Origin of the sequence: Bradyrhizobium sp. B117, assembly GCF_038969555.1 — a bacterium.
In the GTDB taxonomy this organism is placed as follows: domain Bacteria; phylum Pseudomonadota; class Alphaproteobacteria; order Rhizobiales; family Xanthobacteraceae; genus Bradyrhizobium.
The window spans coordinates 2,961,342-2,972,141 of sequence record NZ_CP152414.1 but is presented as its reverse complement, the minus strand read 5'-3'; the positions used below and the strand labels follow the sequence as shown (position 1 = coordinate 2,972,141).

The 10,800-nt window shown below is 59.9% G+C and carries 10 protein-coding genes and 1 pseudogene; 5 read left to right on the top strand and 6 right to left on the bottom strand.

The window, feature by feature from the left end:
• The first annotated feature begins 135 nt into the window (after positions 1-135).
• The 4 genes and pseudogenes from AAFG16_RS14575 to AAFG16_RS14560 all read left to right on the top strand — a co-directional run bounded on the left by AAFG16_RS14575 (position 136) and on the right by AAFG16_RS14560 (position 4,873).
• Positions 136-1,626: a winged helix-turn-helix domain-containing protein gene (locus AAFG16_RS14575; protein WP_342739559.1), complete on the top strand. Its 1,491-nt coding sequence runs from the start codon at positions 136-138 to the stop codon at positions 1,624-1,626.
• A 660-nt stretch (positions 1,627-2,286) separates the two neighbouring features.
• Positions 2,287-2,558, top strand: a pseudogene (locus tag AAFG16_RS14570) (IS701 family transposase); the annotation flags it as partial.
• Positions 2,559-2,716: 158 nt separating this feature from the next.
• On the top strand, positions 2,717-3,751 hold the full coding sequence (locus tag AAFG16_RS14565; RefSeq protein ID WP_283080660.1) for an IS110 family transposase: 1,035 nt from the start codon (positions 2,717-2,719) through the stop codon (positions 3,749-3,751).
• 933 nt (positions 3,752-4,684) lie between these two features.
• Positions 4,685-4,873, top strand: coding sequence for a hypothetical protein (locus AAFG16_RS14560; RefSeq protein ID WP_342739558.1), 189 nt, complete (start codon positions 4,685-4,687; stop codon positions 4,871-4,873).
• A 427-nt stretch (positions 4,874-5,300) separates the two neighbouring features.
• On the opposite strand, the gene AAFG16_RS14555 is transcribed toward AAFG16_RS14560, so the two are convergent.
• Complete coding sequence (locus AAFG16_RS14555) at positions 5,301-5,885, bottom strand: hypothetical protein (protein ID WP_342739557.1); 585 nt, start codon at positions 5,883-5,885, stop codon at positions 5,301-5,303.
• Positions 5,886-6,090: 205 nt separating this feature from the next.
• Positions 6,091-6,510 carry a hypothetical protein gene (locus AAFG16_RS14550; protein ID WP_283085172.1) on the bottom strand — a complete coding sequence of 140 codons (420 nt, stop codon included), beginning with the start codon at positions 6,508-6,510 and terminating at the stop codon, positions 6,091-6,093.
• A gap of 567 nt (positions 6,511-7,077) precedes the next feature.
• Between AAFG16_RS14550 and AAFG16_RS14545 the strand changes: the two genes are divergently transcribed.
• Positions 7,078-7,218, top strand: a complete 141-nt coding sequence (locus AAFG16_RS14545) for a hypothetical protein (protein WP_342739556.1) — start codon at positions 7,078-7,080, stop codon at positions 7,216-7,218.
• Between the two features lie 1,554 nt (positions 7,219-8,772).
• Here AAFG16_RS14545 and AAFG16_RS14540 read toward each other — a convergent pair.
• The 4 genes from AAFG16_RS14540 to AAFG16_RS14525 form a co-directional block, all read right to left on the bottom strand.
• A complete protein-coding gene (locus tag AAFG16_RS14540) occupies positions 8,773-8,952 on the bottom strand; it encodes a hypothetical protein (RefSeq protein ID WP_283085171.1) in 180 nt (59 codons plus the stop codon).
• On the bottom strand, positions 8,949-9,173 hold the full coding sequence (locus tag AAFG16_RS14535) for a hypothetical protein (protein WP_283085170.1): 225 nt from the start codon (positions 9,171-9,173) through the stop codon (positions 8,949-8,951). Before AAFG16_RS14535 ends, AAFG16_RS14540 begins: the two co-directional genes overlap by 4 nt.
• Before the next feature lie 22 nt (positions 9,174-9,195).
• Positions 9,196-9,516: a hypothetical protein gene (locus tag AAFG16_RS14530; protein ID WP_283085169.1), complete on the bottom strand. Its 321-nt coding sequence runs from the start codon at positions 9,514-9,516 to the stop codon at positions 9,196-9,198.
• Between the two features lie 84 nt (positions 9,517-9,600).
• A complete protein-coding gene (locus AAFG16_RS14525) occupies positions 9,601-10,056 on the bottom strand; it encodes an Hsp20 family protein (protein ID WP_342739555.1) in 456 nt (151 codons plus the stop codon).
• Positions 10,057-10,800: the final 744 nt, after the last annotated feature.

The window sequence follows — 10,800 nt, the reverse complement described above, 5'->3', positions numbered from 1 at the left end:
AAAGGGAATAGTTCGCAGCCGGCACAACCATTCATGACCCGAGCTATTGGTGTGGTTTCCAGGCCCGAACTATCCGCCGTTGCCTACTCGAGAAGGGATCAGAGTATGCAGACGAGCAACCAGACAGAGCCTCAGGTGAACAACATCACCTCGTTCGGTCCATTCAGGCTGGACCTGAAGCAGAGGCGACTCGATAAAGGCGACACTCCGCTCCGTCTCGGCAGTCGCGCTTTCGATATTCTGGCCCATCTGGTCGAACGCGCCGGAACAATTGTCAGTAAGAGTGATCTGATGGAGCGTGTCTGGCCGGATGTTACGGTCGACGAGGGATGCCTTAGAGTTCACGTCGCTTCGCTTCGCAAGGCACTCGGGGATTGTGGGGCGGGAGCGAGATATGTGACCACGCACTCCGGGCGGGGCTATTGCTTCGTGGCACCCGTCTCCCGTTCTAGCGCAACAGTCCTGACAAATGGCGAACGGCGAGTGGACGATGGATCATGCAAGCTGCCGAATTGCCCGGCTGGAACGGTAGGACGTGATGAAGCGATTCAACAATCATTGGCGCAGTTGGTCGCTGGGCGTTTTGTCTCCGTCGTTGGAACCGGCGGCATCGGCAAGACGACCATCGCTCTTTCCGTGGGTCACAGGCAGATGGAAGATTTTGCGGGCGCCGTTTGCTTCGTCGATCTGGGATCCGTCAACGATTCACTTCTCGTACCGAGCGCGGTCGCGTCGGCCCTCGGTTTTTGCATCAAACCCGACGACCCAACTCCCGACCTGATCAACTTCCTGCAGGACCGGCGGGTGTTGCTGATTCTCGATAACTGCGAGCATGTAATCGAGACCGTAGCGGCATTGGCCGAGCGTCTCTTTATCGAAGCGCCGCGGGTTCATCTTTTGGCGACGAGCCGGGAACCATTGCGCGTCAGGGGCGAATTTGTGTATCGGTTGCCCCTGCTCGGCGGGCCCCCTGCTGAAGCGAGGCTCTCAGCGAAGCGCGCGCTGGACTTCCCGGCAGTTCAGCTATTCGTTGAGCGCGTGGCCGCCAGCGGGACCGGCTTCGAGTTAAGTGATGCGGATGCCCCCGTTGTTGGCGAAATATGCCGCCGGCTCGACGGAATTGCTCTTGCGATTGAGCTTGCCGCGGGATGCGTCAACGCTTGGGGTCTGAAAAAAACCCTAGAAATCCCTGCCGATCGGTTCAACCTGCTTCGAACCGGCCGACGCACGGCACCACCCAGACATAAAACTCTAAGCGCAATGCTGGACTGGAGTTACGATCTGCTATCCGAGTCTGAGCGACTGACCCTCTGCCGGCTCTCGACCTTTTCAAGCGCCTTCACACTAGAGGACGCCCTCGCGGTCGCGGCGGATAAAGGCGTTGACGATACGGAAGTCATCGACGGGCTCGCGAACCTGGTCAATAAGTCGCTTGTTGCGGTGACTCCCTTCGGGGACACCACAAATTATAGATTGCTCAATGCCATCCGCTCCTATGCTTCGGGCAAGCTCGTCGAACTTGGCGAAGCGGATGCGATCAAGCGACACAATGCGCTTGCTAGCCGGCAGTGGCCTGCTCTGGCGGCTCATGTCGCACCTGTTGCTGAACCATCTGTCCCTCGTTGACGCCTGCTTGCGCACAAGCGCCGCTCCCATTCGCTGACCGCATTCCTCGACATGTTCGTTCAGCGCTGTACCGAGCTGTTCGTGCGCGCCGCCGAAAATTGTCGCCTCCCCCCAGGTCACACGCAATGCCGCCAAGGAGACAATCGGCAGCGACGAAATTGCCGAAGTCCTGTTTGCTCTGATCGGGCTCGCCTTGCTTAAGGCGTGGTCAGTTCCAATCTCAAAAGCAGAGATGGACCGCTTGCGACCATCAGCTCCAAGCCTGCCTCCCAGCATCCACCTCGTAGGACCCGTTGAAAGCCAGGGTCTGCAGTCAGACCTTCACCGCAAACTCGATCTCTGAAGCGTAGGCGGAAGGCGATCTCGCTGTACCGAGAGGCTCGCTTACCGTCCGGGCATGCTTGGCGTAGACACTAACCTGCGGCCGAACCCGGCTTACATGAAGCCGTCAGCTCCGCCACCTGTGACGCGCCCCGCTCCGGTGTCGCCGGCGCGTCCCGGGGCATCCCGCCCGAATTCAAGCCCCAGCCGCTGCCGATGCAGCCGCGCTCGCAGTTTGAACGTGCGCTCGAACACCCGATCGCGCCGCCTCCTCCGCCGGCGCCGCCGCCCGTTCGCGTGGAGACGCACGGCAACTCGCAGACGACCGTGTCGGCTCCCGTTTGTGAGCAGGCGCATCAGCGGTTGAAGGAGGAGCTCGGACTTGATCACTTCGAAGGGCGATCTTGGCAGGGGCTTCATCGCCACGCCCTAATGACAATAATTGCCTACGCCCTCCTGCAACACCGTCGCCTCGCACACGCGGAGCGGAAAAAAAGAAACAACGGGCCTCCGCCCCAGCCAACCATGCCCGCCGTACGTCACGCCATCGTCGATCTCATCCTTCGGCCCCCGTCTCAGCAGTGCCCATATTGCCGAAAGCAAATCCTTGAAAAACAGTGGCGCAAACCAATTCTGCCAAAGTAGCGCTAGATGCGGTAATGGGCCCGGCTCCGGAGCAAGGGGTCATGATGGTGGCTGTCCCCCGATAGATGATGAAACGGGGTCACGACTTGAGTCGGCCCCAAGCATCTGGAGACGGAGGACAGCCGTGGAGAATTATGCCGGAATCGACGTGTCATTGGAACTGTCGAGCGTGTGTGTTGTGGACGCCCAGGGTAAGATCCTGAAGGAAGCGAAGGTCGCAAGCGAACCCGACGCCTTAGTTGAGTTTTTTGAGACGCTCGGCTTTGCAGTGAAGCGGATCGGGCTGGAGGCTGGGCCGCTGTCGCAATGGCTGCATGCAGGCCTGAAAGGTGCAGGATTTGAAACAGTTCTGCTGGAAACGCGGCACGTGAAGGCCGCATTATCTGCAATGACGGTCAAGACGGATCGCAAGGATGCCCGCGGGATCGCCCAGTTGATCCGGATGGGATGGTTTCGGCAGGTACACGCAAAGTCGGTTGATGCGCAAGAGATCCGGGCACTCCTGATCGCACGCAAACAGCTTCTCGGGCGGCTGATCGATGTAGAATTAAGTATCCGAGGGATTTTGCGCGGCTTCGGTCTGAAGGTTGGCCCGGTGACGCGAAGGAATTTCGAAGCGCGGATTCGAGAGTTGGTTGCAGGCCAGGCGACATTGGAGCGCATTGCTGGTGCGATGCTTTCGGCACGATCGGCCCTGAAGGCAGAATACGGAAGACTACACAAGGCTGTGCTGGCAATTGTGCGTGATGATGCAGTCTGCCGCCGGCTTATGACAGTACCAGGCGTTGGTCCCCTGGTGGCCATCACCTACAAATCGGCGATTGATGATCCTCATCGCATTGTAAAGTCAAAGGCAGCAGGCGCGCTGTTCGGGCTCACGCCAAAGAAATATCAATCGGGAGAAAAGGACGTCACGGGCGGAATCACGCTGGCCGGCGATGAGACGGTGCGGACGGCCTTGTATGAAGCCGCCAACGTTCTGCTATCGCGCATCACGCGGTTCTCAAAACTCAAACGCTGGGGGATGGACGTCGCCAAGCGGAGAGGCTCGAAGCGCGCAAAGGTCGCCTTGGCACGCAAGCTCGCAGTGATCCTGCATCGGATCTGGGTCGATGGCACGACTTACCGATGGGCCGAAGCGGGCTCAATCGCAGCATAGAAGACGTGGAGGAGATCAAGAACGCAACCGGGATGAACTGAAGCCCGGTGCCCGAAGTCCCGTCGCCGGGACGGTGGATGCGGTGAAGCCGTTACACGCCCAGTGGCGTCGTCCGACGAACCACGCGTATCTAGATAGGCTCACCGCTCCCTCTGACAGCATGATGTGGCGGCCAGGCGTCGACCACGAACAGAAGCATGAGCTCGGCGGCGTGGCGTTCACTCGGGAGGCTTGACATCATCGGGCCCATAATCCCAGCGCCGGTCTCTTCCACCTCCGAAAGCAGACATCACGGCGTCGAAGACTGAGGACCGCTAAGGGCAATAGGCGCCTTACTCATTCTCAGCCTTGGCTTGCGCGATAGCGCTTTCTAATTCGGATGCGAGGGCCCTGTAACGAACGACGATCCTATCGAAATGGCGCGCTTTACCTGTGTCTTCACGGCGTCTCTCAGTTGCTCGCACTTTGCGATTTTTCGCGCAAGACCGCGAGGTGTTCGATCATGTCCTGCATGATGTTTCCCGTAGGGAACATCGTACATGAAACTAGACACCTCCAAATTCAACTTAGGACACTGGGGATCTAATACAGACCGCACCCCGCTCCCTGGGAGCAAATCGTGAATTTGGGCTGTTTCGGGAACGTGACTGCCCGACGGCCGGAAGCCGCTATGGGTCAAAAGTGCCGTTTTGACCAGCCGTGGGGAACTTCCGGTTTACTCCCGACTTCGGGCAACTTGCCGCTACGCCCCAAAGGAAGCGACGGGTCATAAGCTGTCCTTCAAGCGTGCGGACTACGCGGCATTGGTGTCATATCGCAGTGTTTCCTAATTCGCTTTAGGAACGACCAACCCGGCGGCCGATTGCAGATGAGCGACGTCAGTTCCGCGACACGCTGGCGTGCCAGCACGTTAGTGCCGCAAGGGGTACAGCCATGCACGACATGCAAACCCACCTAGAAATACTCCTCACCGAAGCGGAGGAGTGCGCCCTTATCAGCAGACGCCATGCAGCCGACCAATCAAAGAAGGAGTTGTTTGCTGATCTCTCCTCGAACCTATTGGGGCTCGCCACCAAGGTGGAACTCGCCATCGAAGAGCGTCAGGACAGGTCTAACAGGTAGTGTGCATTGGCGAGCCTTTCCCGCGTCTTGCACTGAAGCTCGGAGAGTATGTCTAATCGCGACAGGCGATCTGTAGTCAATGATCAGGTTCTTCCCTTCAATCCGGCCATGATCGCGCAAGCTTTCCTGCCACACCTTTGAAGAGTGGCAACTACAGGGTCGCACGATCATCATAGCCAACCCGGCGAGTCGGCCCCTCCGCCCACGAACGCGCGGCGAGACAAGCAGCGCCGCACTACCCGCGATGAAATCCCGCCGGTTCATTCGATCCTCATCAAAACTGAGGGTCGTGGGTAGTTGCACTCAGATGCGAACGCTGCAACGCGAGTGGGTCAGGACCGCTTAAGGTCAAGACCAGAAAGGCTCGACCCGAGCATAAAATGTCGGCTCCGGGTCCGAGAGCCGACACCGATCATTAAACGCTCCACTATGGCCCCGACGGCATTACTCGTCGGAGCCATTCAAGATCACTCCGGCCGGGTGCATCCGCCGCGCCGCCCGATCTTTCTCGATTACTGACTCGATTAAGCGCAAAACGTGTCACCCGAACAACCTCGATGTGATCACATTGCGCACAAAACCAGTCAGCAGCCAGTACGCACCGCGCCCACTCGGCACGCCGCCGCTGTTCTGCGGTCAACGCCTTCTGACCTTCCAGACCCCGAATTATCTCGTCAATCTGTACACCATCCAGCGTCCGCTTGATCCGCAAGATGGTGGCCAGCGCATTCACCACGTCGCCATACGGCATCAACAGATCGTGCGCAGTAACATCGCAGTGTGCGATATTCGTTTCGACCGCCTCTTCGCTCTTACAGATCAGCAAGGCAAGCTCGCGCGCCTGCCGAAGATCGCCAATAGGCACAACGGGTTCACCGTCGAGCACCATACGCTCCGCCGCTAGAAGGTCGATGCACTTTGCGTAGACGCTGGCAAACACATCCGCCACAGGGTGACGATCTTCGCCAGCCTGCGGCATCGGCCGAGCAAGAATATCCGCGACCTTCCGCATACGCCTCGGTATGCCCGACACCCCAGCACATCCCTCGTAACCGCGCGTCGAATGGATTCACGGTGATCCGGCCTACATCGTGCCCGAGCAGACGCGCGCAAATGGCATGCCCCGCCTCGTAAATTGCGATCCGACGATCCTGGTCTGGCGTTGGGCCAAGTGCGTCAGCAGTTCGTCCTCGATCTCCTCGGTCAGGCCGCCGCCGTTATCGGATAAGGTTCTCGACGTTTGGCCCCGCTTTGCGAAGCACGATGTGACATGCCCCGTCACCGCCGGTCAGCGCGATGGCCATCCCGACGAAACCCTCCTCCGCAATGGACAATTCGCGAAGAATAGTCATGGCCGGCTTGTCCTCATTAGCAGGAGCAACGTCACGGTATTGGCACCTGACATTTCGAGCATTGAAACTGCTGGTCTCCGGATCAATGCAGGCAAACCCGACCGGCACATGATCGGCGCGTGTAGCGGTGTTCCCCCTCACATAGGCGCAGCCATCCGCCTGCGAGATCCGGCAATTCGGACAGTCCGGGGCCTCGAGATGCCCCAGTGCATTCTTCAGCGATCCATGGCCCCATTCTTCAGCCGATCCATGGCCCCCTTTATCGGGAAATACTAGCAGGGCCATTTCGATCGCAGCGTATCAAAGGATACGGAACGCCAAATTAAGCACGGAGATAGCAGCTAACGCAGCCGCAGGCGTCATGTCAGGGCTTGCCGGCACTCGACTCGCCAGACGGCCCCGGCCGGCATGGCATTTGGGGAGTGTAGGCCGGGGCCGCTGCGCTCGGGCTCGGTTGCACCAAGCAGAGGCGAGCCTAGGCAGAGACCGAAGGCGGCTCTGCTCGCTATCGCACAGTTCGATTGCCTATTTTTCCCGAATTGACTCACATGGGTCAATTGCAATCCGGGAACGAGGGGCGCCCACTCACCAAGTCTCCAAGTGATTAGAGAGGTTATGGTGACTGAAAGTGTGCCCCCGAACAGATTTCTCATTCGCATGGGCGGCGTTGGTTGGATGGTTTACGATCGAGAGCGCCGGGGGCCGGCACTGATCGGCAGCGACTGGGCCGCGAGTTTGACGCGGGAGCAGGCCGAGCGAGCGTATGAAATCCTTATTGGCTCGGCAGACGACTCTGAATAGGTTCTACCGGCCAACTTCTGCTGCTCGATCAGTGCGGAGAGGAGCGCGGACTTGAAAACGATCGATGAACGTGCCTTCACCAACCCGGAAACCGCCGTGCGCAAGCTGATAGAGATCGCCAAGGGCATCGAGCCGTCCAGGACGGCCGCATCCACATTAAAAAGATCAATGCGCCGTTTCCCTACACACTAAAGGCTAGCGGGCCCGAGTTCGGCGCCGCCATCAAGTTCGCCATCGAAAAGGGCTGGCTGGAGCTGCACGAAAGCGGAACTTACGTGCGACTCAAGACGGGCCAGGACTCCATTTGAAGCGATAGCGATAGCGGGCCACCAACTGAGGCGGTCTTATCGGATCATGAGCATAGCGATGCTTGCAATGAGGGTGCCGAGGCCCGTTACCATTGTGGCGAGCGCCAGCGTACCCAGCCTATCCAACTTGCTTCCCGTCACCATCAGCCGCCTTTCGCATCTGGAGATGGCTTAAGTACCAAAGTGAACACTTGTTCCAAAGCAGCCTAGTTCATCTTGCGGCGTAGCTTCTGGACGATCTCGCGCACTCGGCAGCGTACTGTTCAATGATCCGCCGCGCCTCCTCCAGCCGTGACGGCTTTGGCTTTTCGCCTCACTCTGTTTCTCGGGCTCGACCAGTGCCCGATGGTCGGGCGTCCGTTGAGCCAAATCGACGCTCCAGCGAATTAGGACGCCGCGCAGAACAAACTAGGACACTAGAGGTCAAATACGGACAGGACCCAGCCGCCACATAGGAACGTTCCGCGGAAACGAGAACAAAGGCCCGCCAGCGTGAACCGGCGGGCCCGACATCATCGGGGCTTCAGGATCTTGGCGCGCCGCACCTATCCACACCCACGATAGTAAGTGGCTCGCAAAAAACGGCCCTAATCGCCGGAGCCGCTGGAGGCCTCGAGGGTAAGGGGGGGCCGCCGAGGCCTCTTACGGTCTAGGACGATTCGGCAACGTCGTCTTTGGAAATATGCGCGGTTACAGGAGCTGCCCGATTGAGGCCGCCTTATTCTTGCGGGAACAACTGGTAGGAGTCCGATGAAGACTTATCGGCTTCGTTGTCACGTTTGAGGGGCAGATGATCCACTCGGTTGATTTGGTCTGTGGGACTGAGGAAAACGTCCGAGCACTTGCTAAGCGGCTAGCTGAAGCTAATCCCATGGAGCTATGGGAAGGAAGACTGACTCAGGCGGTCTGTCTCAATCGTGAATCGCACCCGCATGACCGGCCCGGTTTCGTCGCGAACCTCAATGGCGGCCTCGCCGGGTTTAATAGGACGGTGCAAGCTTTCTCGGGCCGCGTCGGCCATGGGCGATGGGAGGGGGCAGAGTTCTAGCGAAGACCCCGCCGACTTGGGCCGGCGGGGGTTTTATGTCGGGCGGTACTTGCTACCAATCCGCAAGTGCTCAGTCGCTAATTTCAAGGGTGGCTTCCGTGGCAAAAGCGCTTAGCGGATACGTGCCAGCGATATTGACGATTCCTGGCACTAGGGCCGCGGCAAGCCCGAGCCTGCGGTCCGCCCTCCTCCGACGGACAGCACCCGCGACGCGCTTGCGCAGAGCAGGAGAAACAGCGCGCGCTCCGCCTTGTACCTCGCGGCAGCGCGGCTGCACTCCGAGCCGGACATCACGACCTCGCCTCCAGCTGCGCAGACAGCCCACTTCCATCGGCCGCGGCCGCGTCGCTTCGTCGAAGCCCGCGTAGTTCTCTTCGTCGTTTCGAGTGTTCATGCCGCGACCCGTCCCCGCAAGCCGCCCTGGAGCTGGTCCAGGAGCCGCTGCTCGCGTTCGATCCGGCTCAGGTAAAGTTCTCGTTCCTTCTCGGTCTTGGCGCGGGCGAGCAGCAGCCGGTAGTGAGCTATGACCTTCTCGCTGCCGCGGATCAAAAGGTCCCTGACGTCGGTCATGATGCCGCCCCCGCGGTCGCAGGCGAGCACGGCGTCGGGGTCCTGAGCAAGGCGATCGGGAAGGTTTCGGACGTCAACGCCTCCAGCGCCGAGCCCTCCTCGGAGAGACGCCGTTCGATGAACTGGCGCTCGAGGTCGGAGAGCCGCGTCTTTAGAAGTCTTCGATAGCGGTGGACGTTGTTGCGGTGCGCACGGATGCGGGCAAGGTTCTGATCGAGCATCTTCATCACTCCTCACCCTCTCCTAAGCCGCTGCACGCTCGACCGACCGCAAGCGCATCGGCTTGCCCCCGGGAGAATTCCGGGCGCCTTCGTCCAGCGCGCAAAGCGCCTCCAAAATCTCGTCGATCGTGACCGGCGCCTTCAGCCCCTCGGGGGCCCGCAGTGACGGGCACGATGCGATCGCAGAAGCGTCCGATGCCCACGAAGCCAGGATGGCACGTTTCTCGGACAGGCTGAGAGAAGGATGGGAGACCACGTCCCGGGGATGCTCAAAGACTGTACCGGGATGAATGATGGCGCTGAGATCAACAACGTTGTCGTGAAGGGCGGTCGTCGGCCGCATGGCTTCCTCCATTTCCAAGACGAGTTGAGGAGATAGCCGCGCGGGTCGTCCCGCGCGGCTTGGTGGCTGTTCTGCGGGATGGCCTTAGGCAGCCTTGGATTCGATCTGTGTCACGTTGCTCGGCGCGGCGCCGTTGATCGCAATGCGACGCGGCTTCATCGCCTCCGGAATCTCCCGTTGCAGGTCGATGACAAGCAAGCCGTTCTCGAAGCTGGCGCCTTTGACCTCAACGTGGTCGGCGAGCGTGAACTGCCGCTTGAAGTTGCGGGCCGAGATGCCGCGATGCAGGAAGGTCTTGCCGTCCTTCTCGCCCTTGTGACCTTCCAACGTAAGGACGTTCTGCTCGACCGTCAGCGCGACCTCATCCGGCGTGAAACCGGCGAGCGCTACCGAGATCTGGAAGCGGTTCTCGTCGAGACGCTCGATGTTGTAGGGGGGATAGGTCTCCTCGCCCGCGCGCTGGGCGGCTTCGGCGAGGTCAAAAAGACGGTCAAAGCCGATGGCCGAGCGGAAGAAGGGCGAAAAATCAACAGTGCGCATAGCCAGATCCTCCTGGGAGCAAAATGGTTACGAGCGACACCGGACACGACCGGTGCCCGTCTCAATGGCGGGACCCGAACGGCATCCCGATCGTCGTACGACGACGCCAAAAAAATTTGGAAGTCAGAGAAAAGTTTCAAGACCCCCGGACAAAATTTTTACGCAAGGAATCGCAATGGTTAACGCGGACTTAGGCGGCCTATTCCTGACCTTCCTGAGCGCCGCGCGCAGCCTGGCTGCGTGCTGCCGCTCGGCGGCGTCGAGGGGCGCCTGCGCTTTCGTCGTCGCCTTCTCGCGCCACTCCCGCTCCGAACGTCTTGAGCTTCCGCCATGCGCAGCAAGACTCGCGAAACTAGCCCCGGCGCGCGACCCAGAGGCCGACCAGGAACGCCGCGAACAGCGATCGCAGCGGCGCCTTCCTTCGTCGACGAAGAGCGTCCAGCGTAAGCGGGCGGGCATCATGCATCGTTACCAACCTGTGGTTGACTACATTCTTTGCGTTCTATATGGTGCATACTTCTGGCGCGTCTGAGTTCGGCCATGTCCAGGTTCGGAATGCTCGTCGAACTGATCGGATACCTGGTGGCACGTACCGTCCTGCCATTCCTGTGGTTGGGGCGCGTTTATGTCGAGGTGTTCAGCGCAACGCCGGAGCCATTGCGATGGCTGGCTACCGCCGCGATGCGACAGGCCGGATCGAATTGCGACAAGCCGCTGCCGCATGGATCGGGTTCGGGATGTGCC

What these genes read in the sequence shown, in the direction of transcription:
- AAFG16_RS14540 (WP_283085171.1), bottom strand. Translation starts at nt 8,952, where the DNA reads ATGACCGACGTCAGGGACCTTTTGATCCGCGGCAGCGAGAAGGTCATA.
- AAFG16_RS14535 (WP_283085170.1), bottom strand. Translation starts at nt 9,173, where the DNA reads ATGCTCGATCAGAACCTTGCCCGCATCCGTGCGCACCGCAACAACGTC.
- AAFG16_RS14555 (WP_342739557.1), bottom strand. Translation starts at nt 5,885, where the DNA reads ATGCGGAAGGTCGCGGATATTCTTGCTCGGCCGATGCCGCAGGCTGGC.
- AAFG16_RS14525 (WP_342739555.1), bottom strand. Translation starts at nt 10,056, where the DNA reads ATGCGCACTGTTGATTTTTCGCCCTTCTTCCGCTCGGCCATCGGCTTT.
- AAFG16_RS14530 (WP_283085169.1), bottom strand. Translation starts at nt 9,516, where the DNA reads ATGCGGCCGACGACCGCCCTTCACGACAACGTTGTTGATCTCAGCGCC.
- AAFG16_RS14550 (WP_283085172.1), bottom strand. Translation starts at nt 6,510, where the DNA reads ATGGCCCTGCTAGTATTTCCCGATAAAGGGGGCCATGGATCGGCTGAA.
- AAFG16_RS14560 (WP_342739558.1), top strand. Translation starts at nt 4,685, where the DNA reads ATGCACGACATGCAAACCCACCTAGAAATACTCCTCACCGAAGCGGAG.